The sequence below is a fragment of the Streptomyces sp. NPDC091280 genome (genome assembly GCF_044768565.1).
Lineage (GTDB): Bacteria > Actinomycetota > Actinomycetes > Streptomycetales > Streptomycetaceae > Streptomyces.
Window position 1 is genome coordinate 619,210 of record NZ_JBIVUZ010000003.1, and the last position, 16,097, is coordinate 635,306.

Annotated in this window: 16 protein-coding genes, 1 tRNA gene and 1 other RNA gene; 16 read left to right on the forward strand and 2 right to left on the reverse strand. The window is 71.6% G+C overall.

The window, feature by feature from the left end:
• Positions 1 to 30: 30 nt before the first annotated feature.
• Positions 31 to 438: an NUDIX hydrolase gene (locus tag ACIQPR_RS12875; RefSeq protein WP_403646479.1), complete on the reverse strand. Its 408-nt coding sequence runs from the start codon at positions 436 to 438 to the stop codon at positions 31 to 33.
• 110 nt (positions 439 to 548) lie between these two features.
• Between ACIQPR_RS12875 and ACIQPR_RS12880 the strand changes: the two genes are divergently transcribed.
• From ACIQPR_RS12880 to ACIQPR_RS12930, 11 genes are all read left to right on the forward strand, one after another.
• Positions 549 to 1,337, forward strand: coding sequence for a GntR family transcriptional regulator (locus ACIQPR_RS12880; protein ID WP_403646194.1), 789 nt, complete (start codon positions 549 to 551; stop codon positions 1,335 to 1,337).
• Positions 1,338 to 1,505: 168 nt separating this feature from the next.
• A complete protein-coding gene (locus ACIQPR_RS12885; protein WP_403646197.1) occupies positions 1,506 to 1,862 on the forward strand; it encodes a hypothetical protein in 357 nt (118 codons plus the stop codon).
• Positions 1,862 to 3,244: an FtsK/SpoIIIE domain-containing protein gene (locus tag ACIQPR_RS12890; RefSeq protein WP_403646200.1), complete on the forward strand. Its 1,383-nt coding sequence runs from the start codon at positions 1,862 to 1,864 to the stop codon at positions 3,242 to 3,244. The genes ACIQPR_RS12885 and ACIQPR_RS12890 overlap by 1 nt, the downstream gene beginning before the upstream one ends.
• Before the next feature lie 82 nt (positions 3,245 to 3,326).
• Positions 3,327 to 3,968, forward strand: coding sequence for a DUF2637 domain-containing protein (locus ACIQPR_RS12895; RefSeq protein ID WP_403646203.1), 642 nt, complete (start codon positions 3,327 to 3,329; stop codon positions 3,966 to 3,968).
• Between the two features lie 3 nt (positions 3,969 to 3,971).
• Positions 3,972 to 4,154: a hypothetical protein gene (locus ACIQPR_RS12900; protein WP_403646206.1), complete on the forward strand. Its 183-nt coding sequence runs from the start codon at positions 3,972 to 3,974 to the stop codon at positions 4,152 to 4,154.
• Positions 4,155 to 4,156: 2 nt separating this feature from the next.
• A complete protein-coding gene (locus ACIQPR_RS12905; protein ID WP_262060931.1) occupies positions 4,157 to 4,348 on the forward strand; it encodes a mobile element transfer protein in 192 nt (63 codons plus the stop codon).
• Between the two features lie 16 nt (positions 4,349 to 4,364).
• Positions 4,365 to 4,559, forward strand: a complete 195-nt coding sequence (locus ACIQPR_RS12910; protein ID WP_266770641.1) for a hypothetical protein — start codon at positions 4,365 to 4,367, stop codon at positions 4,557 to 4,559.
• A 25-nt stretch (positions 4,560 to 4,584) separates the two neighbouring features.
• Positions 4,585 to 4,827, forward strand: coding sequence for a SpdD protein (locus ACIQPR_RS12915; RefSeq protein ID WP_403646210.1), 243 nt, complete (start codon positions 4,585 to 4,587; stop codon positions 4,825 to 4,827).
• 178 nt (positions 4,828 to 5,005) lie between these two features.
• Complete coding sequence (locus ACIQPR_RS12920) at positions 5,006 to 6,286, forward strand: replication initiator (RefSeq protein WP_403646482.1); 1,281 nt, start codon at positions 5,006 to 5,008, stop codon at positions 6,284 to 6,286.
• Positions 6,279 to 6,512, forward strand: coding sequence for an excisionase family DNA-binding protein (locus ACIQPR_RS12925; protein WP_403646213.1), 234 nt, complete (start codon positions 6,279 to 6,281; stop codon positions 6,510 to 6,512). Before ACIQPR_RS12920 ends, ACIQPR_RS12925 begins: the two co-directional genes overlap by 8 nt.
• 11 nt (positions 6,513 to 6,523) lie before the next feature.
• The gene (locus ACIQPR_RS12930; protein ID WP_403646216.1) at positions 6,524 to 7,777 is read left to right on the forward strand and encodes a tyrosine-type recombinase/integrase; all 1,254 of its coding nucleotides are present in this window, start codon (positions 6,524 to 6,526) and stop codon (positions 7,775 to 7,777) included.
• 79 nt (positions 7,778 to 7,856) lie between these two features.
• On the opposite strand, the gene ACIQPR_RS12935 is transcribed toward ACIQPR_RS12930, so the two are convergent.
• A tRNA-Ser gene (locus ACIQPR_RS12935) sits at positions 7,857 to 7,944 on the reverse strand.
• A gap of 71 nt (positions 7,945 to 8,015) precedes the next feature.
• Between ACIQPR_RS12935 and ffs the strand changes: the two genes are divergently transcribed.
• The 5 genes from ffs to ACIQPR_RS12960 all read left to right on the forward strand — a co-directional run bounded on the left by ffs (position 8,016) and on the right by ACIQPR_RS12960 (position 15,988).
• Positions 8,016 to 8,114, forward strand: an RNA gene (gene ffs / locus ACIQPR_RS12940) — signal recognition particle sRNA small type.
• 69 nt (positions 8,115 to 8,183) lie between these two features.
• A complete protein-coding gene (locus ACIQPR_RS12945; protein WP_403646219.1) occupies positions 8,184 to 10,604 on the forward strand; it encodes a DNA polymerase III subunit gamma and tau in 2,421 nt (806 codons plus the stop codon).
• A 159-nt stretch (positions 10,605 to 10,763) separates the two neighbouring features.
• On the forward strand, positions 10,764 to 12,017 hold the full coding sequence (gene purD / locus ACIQPR_RS12950) for a phosphoribosylamine--glycine ligase (RefSeq protein ID WP_403646222.1): 1,254 nt from the start codon (positions 10,764 to 10,766) through the stop codon (positions 12,015 to 12,017).
• Between the two features lie 291 nt (positions 12,018 to 12,308).
• Positions 12,309 to 14,189, forward strand: a complete 1,881-nt coding sequence (locus ACIQPR_RS12955) for a hypothetical protein (RefSeq protein ID WP_403646485.1) — start codon at positions 12,309 to 12,311, stop codon at positions 14,187 to 14,189.
• Between the two features lie 236 nt (positions 14,190 to 14,425).
• Complete coding sequence (locus ACIQPR_RS12960) at positions 14,426 to 15,988, forward strand: N,N-dimethylformamidase beta subunit family domain-containing protein (RefSeq protein ID WP_403646225.1); 1,563 nt, start codon at positions 14,426 to 14,428, stop codon at positions 15,986 to 15,988.
• Positions 15,989 to 16,097 lie beyond the last annotated feature (109 nt).

The window sequence follows — 16,097 nt, forward strand, 5'->3', positions numbered from 1 at the left end:
TGGTAGGCCGCCATGTGCAGCGGGTTCGGGCTAGACGAGTTTGATGCCGTCGTGGGCGCGGATGGCCGGCGGGGATGCCGCGTCGAGTGCGTCCAGGACGCGGATCGCGTATGCCTCGTCGGCGAGTTCGGATACTTCTTCGCGGGTGGCCCAGCGCAGTGCGCGGGTCTCGTCTCCGGTGGTGGGTGTGCCGTCGGCGGCCTGGCAGCGGAAGACCAGGGAGACGATCAGACCGGTCATGTTCTTGTAGACGCCGGTGAGGGTCGCGGGAAGGGCGATCTTGATGCCGGTCTCTTCGAGGACTTCGCGTTGGAGGGCCTCGGGGATGGTCTCCTCGCGTTCGAGGACACCGCCCGGGGGTTCCCACTTGCCGTTGTCGCGGCGCTTGATCAGGAGGGCGCGGCCGTGGTCGTCGACGATGACTCCGGCGACGCTCACAGAGTGCGGACGGTCAGTGCTCACGTTCCTCGGCCCTCCCGGCTGGCTAGGCTCTCCACCGTAGCAACAACACTCGCCCACTCGTCTAGATACCTAAAGGAGTACTCAACGTGAGCCCTCTCCGTTCCGGCCTGCTCGGTGATCTCGACCCCACGAGCGATCGTGCGGTCTTCCGGCAGATCGCCGACCAGCTGCGTGAGGCGATCGACCGTGGGCGATTCCACGAGGGTGACAAGCTGCCCTCCGAAGCTGACCTCGTCGAGCACTACGGCGTTTCCCGGATGACAGTCCGCAACTCCTTCTCCGTCCTCCAGGGCGAGGGCCTGGTCCATGCCGAACACGGCAAGGGCGTCTTCGTCCGGCCCCGCCCGCCCGTACGGCGCCTCGCCTCCGACCGCTTCGCCCGGCGGCACCGTGAGCAGGGGAAGTCCGCGTTCATCGTCGAGGCCGACGCTGCCGGAAGTCACCCCCAGGTCGACAGCCTGGAGGTCAAGGAGGAGAAGGCCAGCCAGGACATCTCCACCCGTCTCGGCTCGGTACGGCGGGTGCTCGCCCGCCGACGCCGGTATCTCCTGGACGGGAAGCCGGTCGAGTTCGCCACCTCCTACCTTCCGCTCGACATCGCCCGCGGTACGCAGATCGCCGAACCCAACCCGGGCCCCGGCGGCATCTACGCCCGTCTCGAAGAACTCGGCCACCACCTCGACCACTTCGAGGAAGAGATCCGCGCCCGCATGCCTTCGCCCACCGAGGTCAAGACGCTCCGGCTGGCCTCCGGTGTGCCCGTGATCCACCTGATCCGGACCGCGTACGACACGGAAGGGCGGGCGGTGGAGGTCTGCGACACGGTCATGGCGGCGGACGCGTACGTCCTCTCCTACCAGCTCCCGGCGACCTGATCGCATGACCGGCGGTGGTGCGCGGGGGACGCTTCCCGAACTCGTACACCCCAACGTGCATACTCGTATAGACGAGTGGGCAAGTTGTGTGGCAGGGTGGTCCGCGCGAACCCGGAGATCGGGTTCGCGGATCGCTACATATATAGACGAGTAGATAGGAAAGCTTCCTTGCGTACCATCCGTGTTGAGACCACCGCCGCGACGATCCTCCTCACCGAGGCTCCGGAGCCGAAGGTTCGTGACCGTCAGACCGGCGAGATCGCCAAGGACGCCGTCAGCGGCGAGGCGCTGATGACGCTCGGCGTCGTCTACATCGAGGAGGGCGAGTCGTCCCTCATCAAGGTCACCGTCCCGGAGGGCGGGGTGTCCGAAGGGCTCGCGCTCGGAGCTCCGGTCTCGCTGCCGGGGCTGGTCGCCCGTCCCTGGGAGAGCGTGTTCAACGGGCAGCAGCGTCACGGCATCGCCTTCCGGGCCGCCGCCGTGACTCCGGCCGCGTTCCCGGTCGGCGCCGGGGTCGCCGCCTGATGACCGACCTGACGACGCTCCTGGAGGTGGGTGGTCCCCTCGCCGCGATCGGTGGCGGGGCCGCCTACACCCGGGCCATGCACCCGGCCGCGTACTGGTCCACAATCGGCCTGCCGATATCCACGACCCGCCTGCTCAGCTCGTACGGCTCGGTCATGGAGGCCTGCGGCCTGACCGTCGCCCCGTCCCGGCTGCGCATCCTCGCGGTCAAGGCCACCACCCGCCGCGAGGTCCGGCCCGTACCGCCCCGCCGGGGCATCATCCGACCCACCACGACCGGACTGCGGATACGGCTGCGGCTTGCCCCGGGCCAGGAACCCGCCGACGTCGCCGCCTCCGCCGAACGGCTGCGGCACGCCTGGGGAGTTCACGCCGTCTACGTCACCACCGTCAAGCCCGGCGTCGTCGAACTCCGGCTCGTCGGCTACGACGTACTGCGCAAGGTCCGCATGCCGCGCACCCGCAAGCTCCCCTCCGGCCTCCTCAAGGTGCCGGTCGCCTTGCGCGAGGACGCCACCCCGTTCGTACGCGACTACCGCACCGTCCCGCACCAACTCACCCTCGGCGCAACCCTGTCGGGCAAGTCCATGTACCTGCGCCACCTGCTCGCCGGACTCGCCCGTCAGCCGGTCGCCCTGGTCGGCATCGACTGCAAGCGCGGCGTGGAACTGTCCCCGTTCGCTGCCCGACTTTCGGCCCTGGCCACCGACCCCGACCAGGCGGCCGACCTGCTGCCCGCGCTTATCGACGAAATGGAGGAACGCTACGACCTGATCAAGTCCCGGCAGGGAATCGCCCCCAACACCCCCGATGAGGAGATCACTTCAGACATCTGGGGCCTGCCCGAGAGCGAACGCCCGGTACCGATCGTGCTGTTCGTCGACGAGGTTGCCGAACTCTTCCTCGTCGCCACCCGAAAGGATGAGGAACGCCGCGACGAGATGGTCACCCAGCTCATCCGCCTCGCCCAGCTCGGCCGCGCGGCGGGCATCTACCTGGAGGTCTGCGGGCAGCGCTTCGGCGCCGAGCTGGGTAAGGGCGCGACCATGCTCCGCGCCCAGCTCACCGGCCGCGTCTGCCACCGCGTCAATGACGAAGCCTCCGCCAAGATGGCCCTGGGCGACATCGCCCCCGAAGCTGTCGGTGCGGCCTGCGCCATTGCTCCCGAACGCCCCGGCCTGGCCGTCGCGGGCGACACCTCCGGCGGCTGGTCCCGCATCCGCACGCCCTACCTGTCCCTCGGCGACGCCGCCGAGATCTGCCGCGACTCCGCGCACCTGGTGCCCGACCTGCCCGCACTCAAGCGCTTCCAGCCGTACGCGCCTGCACAACCGGTCAAGGCCCCGGGCCCGAACATCCAGCCGCGCCCGGCAACCAACTGACCTTCCCTCACCCCGGTTTGGCGTGACCACCTTGCGCCACGTCCTTACCCCTCCCATGCCCGAACCCGGAAGGAGCCGCATCATGCGCGCCCAACTGGCCCGCGTCGACGCGGTACTCGTCCAAGCGCTCATCGCCGCCGCTCTCTCCTTCGCCCACCTGCACGACATCGCCTCGGCGGCCGGACAGGACGGGTGGAAAGCGTGGGCCTACCCGATCAGCGTCGACCTGTTGCTCGTCGTCGCCTGGCGCCGACTGCGGACCGGAGAGGCGAAAGCCTCCGGCTGGTGCTGGTTCGTCATCGCGCTGACCGCGTCCCTCGGTGCGAACGTTGCCACCGCCGGCCTGCTCGACCTCGGAGACGTCCCCGCCTGGCTGCGCATCCTCGTCGCGGGCTGGCCCGCCGTCGCTTTCCTCGGCGGAACTCTCCTCGCCCACACCGCAACACCCGCCGCAACCAACGACATTGAGGCCGCCGACGTCCAGGAGGACGCGGCCGAACCCCCGCCTGCGACACCCGCACAACCGGCTGCCATCAAGGCACCACCCAACCGCCCCGCCGTGCCGGTCCCGGCCGCCCTGGTCGAGCACGCCCGCAAGGTCGCCGCCGAGCACCACACCCGAACCGGAATCCCCATCGACACCCCGACCCTCCGTGCCCGCCTCGGCATCCCTGCGCCCATAGCTGAAGCCATCGCTGAGCACCTCACACCGACAGGAAGTTGACCCGTGCCCCTCACCTTCAACACCGCCGCCGACTACCTCGACGCGGCCCGCGAGATGGCCCGCAGCAACCGGTGGGCACTCGCCCGGCTCCTCGCCGAGGAAGCCGCCGACCGGACATCGGACTCTGCCCAAGCTGCCCGCATCCTCGCCGAGTTCCCCGCCCCGAACCCGCGAGAGGAGAACTGATCGTGACCGCCAACCGCCGCTTTCGCAACGTCATCCGCATCGGCCCCGTCCAGGTCGCCACGTCCTACGACGACCGGGGCCAGGAGAAGCACACCGCCGCCTGCACCGCCCCGCGCTGCGGTGCCTCGCATGACTACGACAGCCGGGCCGCCGCCGAGTTGGCCGCCCACACCCACCGCTGCCCCGTCCGCTGAAAGGGAGTTCCGCCCCGTGACCGTCAGCCTGCCGCTCGTCGTCGTGCTCGGCTTCTTCGCCTGGGGAGCGGTCAAGTTCCTCGGCGTCCGTACCTGGATCGTCGTCCTGATTGCCCTGTTCGGCTTCTGGCTCTCGCACACCTTCCTCGCCCCCGCCATCGAGTCCGGCACGCGCTCCGGAGTGGGCGTCGTAAACGGCTCACATAACTAGACGAGTAGATAAGAAAGGGTTCGCCGTGTTCCTGCCCAAGTACCCCGACAACCCGACCCCGCCGCCCGCGCACACCCACAACTCGGCCGACCCGATGCCCGTGCGGCGCTCGCTCCCGCCGGTCGCCATCGACCGCAACACGGCCGTCGCCCTGGTCGTCGGCGGAGTCGTCCTCACCGCGCTCCTGGCCGCCGTCGCCGTCACGGCCATCTCCGTAGCCATCGCCGCCGTGGTCCTGCGCTCGATGCTCCGCGACCACCGCCGCTGAACGACTCCTGGAACCCCCCTGACCTCCGGGGCGGCGGCACACGACCAAGCATTACGCCGCCCCGGGGCCCGTCTCTCCTGACCGAGCCAGCCAGAAGGAGCAAGCCATCTTCACCCGCCCCACCCCGGCCCCACTCCCCGAACTAGCGAACCTCGCCGCGCAAGGCACCCTCCCGGGTATCCTCCGCCAGCTCTCCGGCCTCGGCGGTTGCACCAACCCCATCCGCCTCGACGGCCACCGCACCGAATACGACATCGACACCACGTCCGGCGAGATCGGCACCGTCCTCCACCACCTCGACTCCTCGACGCTCCCGGCCGGCCAACTCCTCGTCCGCTGCAACAACCGCCGCACCACGCGCTGCGAGGCCTGCGCCGAGGTCTACCGCCGCGACACCTTCCACCTGATCAGCTCCGGCCTGCGCGGCGGCAAGGGCACCTCCGAACACGTCGCCACTCACCCCCGCGTCTTCGCCACCTTCACCGCCCCCGGATTCGGTCCGGTTCACAACCGGTCCTCCGATGGCCGCCCCTGCCGCTGCGGCATCCACCACACCCAGGCCGACGACGCACTTGGCGCCCCGCTGAACCCGGACACCTACGACTACGAAGCCGCTGTCCTCTGGAACGCGCACGCTGGTCCCCTCTGGCGGCGCTTCTCCACCTACCTCCGCCGGGAGGTCGCCAAGCGCGCAGGCCTCTCCCAACGCACGTTCCGCGAACACGCGCGCGTGTCCTTCGCCAAGGTCGCCGAGTATCAGAAGCGCGGCGCCGTCCACTTCCACGCTGTCATCCGCATCGACGGACCCACCGGCGGCGACACCCCGCCCCCGCCCTGGGCAACGGCCGAACTCCTCACCGACGCCATCCGCACCGCGACCGCGAAGGTCCGCGTCGACGGCCCGACCATCGACGGCCGCACCCACACCTTCACCTTCGGCCGCCAACTCGACGTCCGCACCATCCGATCCGCCGACTTCAACGACGGCCAGGAACTCACCGAACGAGCCGTCGCCGCCTACATCGCCAAATACGCCACCAAGGGAACCGAAGCCGCGACCGGCGGCGCTCTCGACCGCCCACTCAAGTTCGCCGCCGAACTCGCCCAACTCGACATCAGCGACCACGCCCGCCGCCTCATCCGCACCGCATGGACCCTCGGCGCCCGCAAGAGCCTCGAACACCTCCGCCTGCGCGCCTGGGCCCACATGCTCGGCTTCCGCGGCCACTTCTCCACCAAATCCCGCCGCTACTCCACCACCCTCGGCGCTCTTCGCGACGCCCGCGCCGAATGGCGCCGTGCCCAAGCGACCCCCATGCCAACAGAACCCCACACCAACACGACGTACGTCCTCGCCCACTGGGTCTTCGCCGGAACGGGCCTCTCGTCCACCGAAGCCTGGCTGGCCGAGACCCTCGAACCCGCCCCTGGCACGGAAGGAGAACCCACCCGTGGCTGAGCCGCGAGCCCTGACCGCCGTCCCGGAACTGGCCGACCCCTCCTTGGTTCTGCTGACCGTCGAAGAAGCCGCCCGGCGCCTGCGTATCGGCCGTACGACCTGCTTCAAGCTCGTGCGCGCGGGCGAGATCGAATCCGTCACGGTCGGTCGACTCCGCCGAGTGCCAGCCGAGGCGCTGCCCGCATACGTCACCCAACTCCGCCGCCGTCCCGCCGTAGCGGCCTGAAAGGGGGAGACATGACAGAAACCAAACGCACCCGCCAGCCCAACGGCGCCTCGTCCATCTACCTCGGCAAGGACGGCAAATGGCACGGCCGGGTGACGGTCGGCGTCCGCGATGACGGCAAGCCTGACCGCCGTCACGTCGAGCGGAAGACGAAAGCCGAAGTGACCAAGGCCGTCCGCGAGTTGGAACGGGCCCGTGACGACAAGAAGCTCCGGAAGCCGGGCAAGGGCTGGACCGTCCAGGGCTGGCTTGAGCACTGGGTCGAGAACATCGCCAAGCCGTACGTCTCCGAGAACACGTACGCCGGGTACGAGGTGGACGTCCGCGTGCACCTGGTCCCGGGCCTCGGTGCCCACCGACTCGATCGGCTGGAGCCCGAGCACCTGGAGCGCTTCTACCAAAAGATGCAGAGCAACGGCAGCGCGGCCGGCACCGCACACCACGTGCACCGCACGGTCCGTACCGCCCTCAGCGAGGCAGTACGGCGCGGACACGTGCCCACCAACGCGGCCGAGATCGCCAAGGCGCCGCGCCTCGAAGAGGAGGACATCGAGCCGTTCACGATCGAGGAGGTTCAGAGCCTGCTCGTCGAAGCGGCCCAGCTCCGCAACAGCGCGCGGTGGGTCGTCGCCTTGGCGCTCGGCCTCCGCCAGGGCGAGGCACTCGGCCTGCATTGGGAAGACGTCGACCTCACCGCCGGGTACGTCCGTATTCGTAAGAACCGACTCCGCCCCAAGTACGCGCATGGCTGCGGGGCTACCAATCCGTGTGGCCGGAAGGCTGGTTACTGCCCCAAGCGGGAGCAGATCCGGCGCGAGCACAAGGCCACCAAGTCACGCGCGGGCCGACGCACCATCGGCCTGCCAGACCCGCTGATCAAGATTCTCCGCCAGCACCAGGAGGCCCAGGAGCGGGAGCGCATCGCGGCCGGCACCGACTGGGAGGGCAAGGGGTACGTCTTCGCCTCGCCGATCGGCGGCCCTCTCAGCCCCAACACCGACTTCCACACCTGGAAGCGACTCCTCCGGGACGCGGGCGTGCGGAACGGCCGTCTCCATGACGCTCGCCACACCGCCGCGACCGTTCTCCTGATCCTTGGGGTCCCTGACGTCGTGGTCGACTCGATCATGGGTTGGGAACCCGGGGGAGCGGCCCGGATGCGCGCTCGCTATATGCACGTGACGGGGACCGTGCTCCGAAAGGTCGCCCAACAAGTCGGCGACGCCCTCTGGCAGTCACCCGGTATCGAAGAAAAAACCAACTGAGACGGAAACTGAGACGGACAACGTCGAAGGGCCCCACCGCGAACGGTGGGGCCCTTCGACATCGTGCCCGGTGAGGCACTGGCGGAGGATACGAGATTCGAACTCGTGAGGGGTTGCCCCCAACACGCTTTCCAAGCGTGCGCCCTAGGCCTCTAGGCGAATCCTCCGCCGCAAACAATACAAGACGTTGAGGAGTGCTCGCGAACTCGTTCCCCCCGCTCAGATCCTGTAGCCTGTGCGCAGCCCCTCACGCGGCGCTATCTGACTGAACTCCCCCAGGGCCGGAAGGCAGCAAGGGTAGGTTGGCTCTGGCGGGTGCGTGGGGGGCGCTTGCGTTCGCGGCCGTTGCGGGTGGGCGGGTCGCCGTCGGCCCCCGTTGTCAGTGGGCGCCTATAACCTCGTACGCGTGTCGTCTCTCGCGCTGTACCGCCGTTATCGCCCGGAGTCGTTCGCCGAGGTCATCGGGCAGGAGCATGTAACCGACCCGTTGCAGCAGGCGCTGCGGAACAACCGGGTCAATCACGCGTACCTGTTCAGCGGGCCGCGCGGCTGCGGCAAGACGACCAGTGCGCGGATCCTGGCCCGCTGTCTGAACTGCGAGCAGGGGCCCACCCCGACCCCCTGCGGCGAGTGCCTGTCCTGCCGCGACCTCGCGCGCAACGGGCCCGGGTCGATCGACGTGATCGAGATCGACGCCGCGTCGCACGGTGGCGTGGACGACGCCCGTGAGCTGCGCGAGAAGGCGTTCTTCGGGCCCGCGAGCAGCCGGTACAAGATCTACATCATCGACGAGGCCCACATGGTCACGTCGGCCGGCTTCAACGCCCTGCTCAAGGTCGTCGAGGAGCCCCCGGAGCACCTCAAGTTCATCTTCGCGACCACCGAGCCCGAGAAGGTCATCGGGACCATCCGGTCGCGGACCCACCACTACCCCTTCCGGCTGGTGCCGCCGGGTACCCTCCGCGACTACCTCGGCGAGGTGTGCGGGCGGGAGAACATTCCCGTCGAGGACGGCGTGCTCCCGCTCGTCGTGCGCGCGGGCGCCGGGTCCGTGCGTGACTCCATGTCCGTCATGGACCAGCTGCTCGCGGGAGCGAGCACCGACGGTGTGACGTACGCCATGGCGACCTCTCTCCTCGGCTACACGGACGGTTCGCTGCTCGACTCCGTGGTCGAGGCCTTCGCCACCGGCGACGGCGCCGCCGCCTTCGAGGTCGTCGACCACGTCATGGAGGGGGGCAACGACCCCCGCCGCTTCGTCGCCGACCTGCTGGAACGCCTGCGCGACCTGGTGATCCTCGCCGCCGTCCCGGACGCCCTCGAAAAGGGCCTCATCGACGCCCCCGCCGACGTCCTGGAACGCATGCAGGCACAGGCCGGCACGTTCGGCGCGGCCGAACTCAGCCGTGCCGCCGACCTCGTCAACACCGGCCTCACCGAGATGCGCGGCGCCACCTCGCCCCGCCTCCAACTGGAACTCATCTGCGCCCGCGTGATGCTCCCCGCCGCGTACGGCGACGAGCAGTCCGTCATGGCCCGCCTCGACCGCCTCGAACGCGGCGTCAACTTCGCGGGCGGCGGGGGAGCGCCCACCATGGGGTACGTCCCCGGACCGGACGCCCACCCCCAGCACCAGACTCACCCCCAACACCAGACTCCCCCCCAGGTCCAGCATCAGTCCCAGCCCCCGGCCCAGGCCTACGCGCAGGCCCCGGCACCGGTCCACGGCGGAGGCGCCGCCGCGGCCCGGGCAGCCGTACGCGGTTCGGCCGCGCCCGCCCCCGCCGCCCCGTTCGCCGCTACGACGACACCGGTCGCCGCCCCCACTCCCACCCCCGCGACGCCCTCCGACCAGACGGCCTCCGCCCCAGCCGCGCCCGCCCAACCCGCCCCGCCCGCCTACGAACCCCAGCAACCGCAGCAAGCCCAGCAACCGCAGCAACCCCAATCGGCATCGCCCGCCGCAGCCCCCGCTCCCGCCCCCGGCGCCTGGCCCACCGCCACCGCCGCGGGCAGCGGGCGCCGTCCGGGCGGCTGGCCCACGGCGACCCCGGCGGGCGGCGGACAACCCCCGTCCGCCCACAGCTCGGCCGCAGTTCCACCCCCGCCCGCACCCACCGCCGCGCCCCAGGCGCACGCCGCGGCCCCCGTCCAACCCCCGGCGGGCGGCCTCGACCCGCGCATGCTCTGGCCGAACATCCTGGAAGTGGTGAAGAACCGCCGCCGTTTCACCTGGATCCTGCTCAGCCAGAACGCCCAGGTCACCGGCTTCGACGGCACCACCCTCCAGCTCGGCTTCGTCAACGCGGGCGCCCGGGACAACTTCAACAGCAGCGGCAGCGAGGACGTACTGAAGCAGGCACTGGCCGAGCAGTTCAACGTCCAGTGGAAGATCGAGGCGGTCGTCGACCCCTCGGGCGGCGGCGCCCCGCTCCCGCAGCCGGGCGGTTCCTACGGCGGTGGCGGCGCCGGGGGAGGCGGCGCGGCAGGCGGTTACGGCGGTGCGCCTGGCGGCTACGGTGCCCCCGCCTCCACCCCTGCCACACCCACCCCCCGCCCGGCATCCCCTCAACCCACGGCCCCCTCCACCACTTCCGCACCCGCACCCACCAACACCCCGAACTCCCCCTCGGCACAGGCCGGGGCCCCCACCCGGCCACAGCCCCCTGCCGCCCCCTCCCCGGCCCCCGTCCACCACACCGTGTCCGCCGAGGACGACACCCCCGAGGACGACGACCCCGACCTCGACGAGTCGGCCCTCTCCGGCCACGAACTGATCGTTCGGGAACTCGGAGCAACGGTCATGGAGGAATTCACCAACGAGTGACGGGCAACGAGCGACGGGCGGCAAGCCTTGACGGCCCCGGCCCCCGGCCCCCGGCCCCCGGCCCCCGCCCTCCGCCCCACCCCGCCCCCCGCCCCACCCCGGACGGTCCCGCCCCCGCCCCGAACCACCCCGCCCTCCCCGTGTCCTAGGCTGACCCCCGTGAAGGTCCTCGTCATTGGTACCGGCGCCCGCGAACACGCCCTGTGCCGTTCCCTGTCCCTCGACCCCGACGTCAGCGCGCTGCACTGCGCTCCCGGCAACGCCGGCATCGCCGAGGTCGCCGAGCTGCACCAGGTCGACGCGCTCGACGGCGCCGCCGTGGCCGCGCTGGCCACGGAGCTCGGTGCCGAGCTGGTCGTGGTCGGTCCGGAGGCACCCCTCGTCGCCGGGGTCGCCGACGCCGTGCGCGAGGCGGGCATCCCGGTCTTCGGCCCCTCCGGGGAGGCCGCGCAGCTGGAGGGCTCCAAGGCCTTCGCCAAGGAAGTGATGGCCGCGGCCGGCGTACCGACCGCCCGCTCGTACGTCTGTACGACCCCGCACGAGGTGGACGAGGCCCTCGACGCCTTCGGCGCGCCGTACGTCGTGAAGGACGACGGACTGGCCGCCGGCAAGGGTGTCGTAGTGACCGACGACCTCGACGTGGCGAAGGCGCACGCGAACGCCTGTGAGCGGGTCGTCATCGAGGAGTTCCTCGACGGCCCCGAGGTCTCGCTCTTCGCGATCACCGACGGCGTCACCGTCGTCCCGCTCCAGCCCGCGCAGGACTTCAAGCGCGCGCTCGACGGCGACGAGGGCCCGAACACCGGCGGCATGGGCGCGTACTCCCCGCTGCCGTGGGCCGACCCGAAGCTGGTCGAGGAGGTGCTCCAGTCCGTCCTCCAGCCGACCGTCGACGAACTCCGCCGCCGCGGCACCCCCTTCTCCGGCCTGCTCTACGCCGGTCTCGCGATCACGAGTCGCGGGGTGCGGGTCATCGAGTTCAACGCCCGCTTCGGCGACCCGGAGACCCAGGTCGTCCTGGCCCGGCTGAAGACCCCGCTGGCCGGCGTGCTGCTCGCCGCCGCGAACGGCACCCTCGAAGACCTGGCCCCGCTGCGCTGGAGCGAGGACGCGGCGGTCACCGTCGTCATCGCCTCGCACAACTACCCCGACACCCCGCGCACCGGCGACCCGATCACCGGCCTCGACGAGGTGGCCGCGCAGGACGCCCCGCACGCGTACGTGCTGCACGCCGGGACGAAGTACGACGGCGACGACGTCGTGAGCGCGGGCGGCCGGGTGCTGTCCGTCACGGCGACCGGCGTGGATCTCACGCAGGCCCGCGAGCGCGCGTACGCGGCCGTGGCCCGGGTCCGCCTCGACGGCTCCCAGCACCGTACGGACATCGCGGCGAAGGCGGCGGCCGGCGCGTAGGCGACGGTCGCGATGAACCCCGCGGGCCCCGAATCCGTCTGAGGATTCGGGGCCCGATCCTTGCCCTCACCCTTGCCCTCCGTCGTCCACCTTTCCCCTGAGCCATTCCATCGAGTGACCGATGCCCCATCCGGCTGACGGGGGCCGGGGCCCCAACTATGGTGCGGCGCAAGCGTTCCGGCACTTGGCCCACCGGCATTGCGATGTCAGTGGCGGGTGCCACAGTGGGGGAGTGAGCAAAGCCAGCAGAGCGGGACAACACGGAGGGGGCGAGGTCCGGTCGTGACCGGTATGGGTATGGGTGTGGAGGCGGGCGCGCAGGCGGCGCGTTCCCGGGCCCTGGCCGTGCTGCGCATCCGCAGCCGGGCGCTGGCCGTCGCCCTGTTGCCCGCCGCCGTCGCGGTGATCCTGCTCGCGGGCGGTTCCACCGGCCATCTCGTGGGCCGGGGCTGGGACCTCGCCCGCTGGATCATGGGCGGGGTCGCTCTCCTCGTACTGCTCGCGGCCGGCGCCATCGCGCTGGTCGTCGCGCGCTCCCGCCCCGCCGTGAGTCCCACGGTCGCGATCGCCGAGGAGTCGGCCCCCGACCTGTACCGCATGGTGCGCGACCTGGCCGACCGCCTCGACGTGCCCGCGCCGTCCGCGATAGCGCTCACCCCGGACTGCGACAGCTGGCTGGAGGACCGCACCCACCGGGCCCACGGCCCGCTCCCGCAGGAGGACCGCGACGAGATCACGGGCGTCCGCGGCCTCACCCCGGCGCGCTCCCGTCGTACGGCCGCCGCGCCCGTCCTGGTCATCGGCTCGCCGTTCCTGTGGTGGATGCGGGTCGGTGAGCTGCGCGCGGTGCTCGCCCCGGTCGTCGCGGGTACGGGACCCTCCGCGCACCCGGACATAGCCGCCGCCCGCCGTTTCGTCCGGGGCCTGGACGCGGCGGTGGCCGTGACCTCGGCACCCCGCGGTCCCCTGTTCCGCTCGGTGCCGGCCGCTGTCGGCTGGGTCGCCCGGCTGCTGCTGCGCAGTTGCCGGGGCCACGCGGCCGAGATGGAGCGGGGCGTGGCGGCAGCCGCCGCCGAGCGCGCCCAGGCGGTGGACTACGGCCTGCGGATCGTCGCCCAGGAACAGGTGGGGCTGGCGTACGCGGGCTGGGACCGGCTGCTGACCCGCGTCGCGCTGCCCGCCTGGCGGATGGGCCGCTGGCCGTCCCGACTGGACGCGGGCGTCGTCGCGGCGCTCACCGAGCTGTCCCGCCGCGACCGCCTGGCCGAGGGCTTCGCCTCCCGGCTCGGCGAGCGCCCGGCCTGCGACCTGCTCGAAGAGCCCGGCACGATCGACGAGGCGACCTCGCTGCTCGCCGCCCGCCTCTTCCACGGCGGCCCGGCGGAGACCGGTCCCGACTGGGCGCCGGTGGACTGGCAGGAGTATCCGGAGGAGGTCGTCGACCGCACCTGGCGCACCGACGCGGCCCGCCTCCACCGCGTCCTGGACACCCTCGGCGTCCGCCGCTCCCCCGACCCGGTCACCCCGCACCACGGCGCCCCGACCCTGGCCCGGGTGGTCGACCACCTGACGGACCCGGCGACGGAGGCCGCGGGCCGGTACGCGGACCCGGCCGCGGACGAAGGAGCCACTGAAGCAACAACCCACAGCCCTCCTGGGCCTGGTGGATCTTCTGGCCCTCCCGGACTCCCCGTCCATCAGCGTCCCTCCCCGGAGCCCTACAAGGCCATGGCCGCCGCGGACGACGACGAAGAGCTGGGCGAAGGCTGTTCGCCGCACAGCGCGGCGCTCGCCGCCGGGCTCACCGCGGAGTTGGCGCGGGAGGAGGCGGCGACCCCCGCGACCGGTTCGGCCCCGCCCGGACAGGGACCCGACTCCGCGCTCTGGGACGACGGCTCACTGCCCCTCTTCCCGCTCCAACCACCGCGCTCCGGAAGGGAGTTGCTCGCCGATCACGTCACGGCGATGGTGTGCTGCGCCGCGATGGACACGGCCGGCGCGACCCCCGGCCTCGACTGGCTCGACGGCCCCACCCTGCTCGTCAACGGCATACGGGCGTCCGACCTCGCCCCCAGGGTCCTCAGCCTGGTCGAGGACGGCGACCCGGCCCCGCTGCGGGCCTGGCTGACCGACCTGGGCATACGCCCGGAGAAGCCGGTACGTCTCGTCTGACGGCGGGCCCGCCACCGTTCACCCGCGTCGGAACCAAGGCCTCCACTTTTGGTCAATTCGCAACGACCAGTGACAGGGTGCGTGCTTAATGTGATGTGCTGGGGCCGATCCCGTACGCCGTCCGGTGCGTGGCAAAGGCTTGCGGCATACGACAGTTGCGCGATGCGGCACCACGGTCGCGCGACGCACCACCACGGGGGCAAGAGCACAGGGCACGCACGAGGGAGGGGAGCGACATGGGGTCGGAGCAGATCCGCCGCTGGGAGTCGGGTGCGCTGGCGCACGCCGTGACGGACCCCTTCGGACAGGGCCCGGTCCCCTGGCTCCGGGGCAGCGAGACCTACTTCGACGACACCGGTCACGTCGTCCCGTGGTACGTGGACCCGGCCCCCGACCGCACTCCCGACGGCACCTCCGACCGTGCCTCCGGTCGGAACGCCGACCGTGCCGCCGACCACACCTCGGGCCGGAACGCCCTCAAGCTGCCCGCCCCGCGCGGCTCCGAGGGCGGCGGTCCGCGCTCCGCCGACGACGTGCGCCGCCAGATCAAGGGGTTCACCGACGCGAGCGCGGTCGCCCCCGGCGAGGCCCTCGACTTCCATGTCACCGTCGACCCGCCCCAGGAGTTCGGCGTCGACATCTACCGCATCGGCCACTACGGCGGTGACGGCGCCGCCAAGATCACCACCAGCCCGCGCCTCTCGGGCATCGTCCAGCCCCCGCCGCTCACCGCCGACCGCACGGTCTCCTGCCACCACTGGTGGCTGTCCTGGCGACTCCAGGTCCCGAGCTACTGGAGCATCGGCGCGTACGTCGCCGTCCTCACCACCGCCGACGGCTACCGCTCCCACATCCCCTTCACGGTCCGCGACAGCCAACCCGCCGACCTGCTGCTCCTCCTGCCGGACATCACCTGGCAGGCCTACAACCTCTACCCGGAGGACGGCCGCACCGGCGCCAGCCTCTACCACGCCTGGGACGGCGACGGCCGGCTGCTCGGCGAGTCCGAGGCCGCGACGACGGTCTCCTTCGACCGCCCGTACGCGGGCGCGGGCCTGCCGCTGCACGTGGGCCACGCCTACGACTTCATCCGCTGGGCCGAGCGCTACGGCTACGACCTCGCCTACGCCGACGCCCGCGATCTGCACGCGGGCCGCGTGGACCCCACCCGCTACCGGGGGTTGGTGTTCCCGGGCCACGACGAGTACTGGTCGACCCCCATGCGCCGTACCGTCGAACTGGCCCGCGAGCACGGCACCTCCCTCGTCTTCCTCTCCGCCAACACCATGTACTGGCAGGTGGAGTTGGCGCCCTCGCCGTCCGGTGTGCCCGACCGGCTGCTCACCTGCCGCAAGCGCCGGGGCCCCGGCCGCCCGGTGCTGTGGCGCGAAGTCGACCGCCCCGAGCAGCAGTTGGTCGGCATCCAGTACGCGGGCCGGGTTCCCGAACCGCACCCCCTGGTCGTCCGCAACGCCGACCACTGGCTGTGGGAGGCGACCGGCACGGCCGAGGGCGAGGGCATCGAGGGCCTGGTCGCGGGCGAGGCCGACCGCTACTTCCCGCGCACCCAGCTCCCCCCGCACGAGGAGCGCATCCTGCTCGCGCACTCCCCGTACACGGACGGCGAGGGCGCGATCCGCCACCAGGAGACCTCCCTGTACCGGGCACCGTCCGGCGCCCTCGTCTTCGCCTCCGGCACCTTCGCCTGGTCACCGGCCCTGGACCGCCCCGGCCATGTCGACGCCCGCATCCAGCGCGCCACGGCCAACCTCCTGGACCGCATCTGCAAGCACGACTGACCTCGCCGTCGGCCCCCTGTCCGGAGGCCGGTCGCCCATACGGGACAATCGAGCCAGTTGGCCCGCCCGTCGCCCACCACCACCCTGCCTGAGCCCTGCGGGCACCCCT

What these genes read in the sequence shown, in the direction of transcription:
- ACIQPR_RS12890 (WP_403646200.1), top strand. Translation starts at nt 1,862, where the DNA reads ATGACCGACCTGACGACGCTCCTGGAGGTGGGTGGTCCCCTCGCCGCG.
- ACIQPR_RS12895 (WP_403646203.1), top strand. Translation starts at nt 3,327, where the DNA reads ATGCGCGCCCAACTGGCCCGCGTCGACGCGGTACTCGTCCAAGCGCTC.
- ACIQPR_RS12930 (WP_403646216.1), top strand. Translation starts at nt 6,524, where the DNA reads ATGACAGAAACCAAACGCACCCGCCAGCCCAACGGCGCCTCGTCCATC.
- ACIQPR_RS12955 (WP_403646485.1), top strand. Translation starts at nt 12,309, where the DNA reads ATGGGTATGGGTGTGGAGGCGGGCGCGCAGGCGGCGCGTTCCCGGGCC.
- ACIQPR_RS12960 (WP_403646225.1), top strand. Translation starts at nt 14,426, where the DNA reads ATGGGGTCGGAGCAGATCCGCCGCTGGGAGTCGGGTGCGCTGGCGCAC.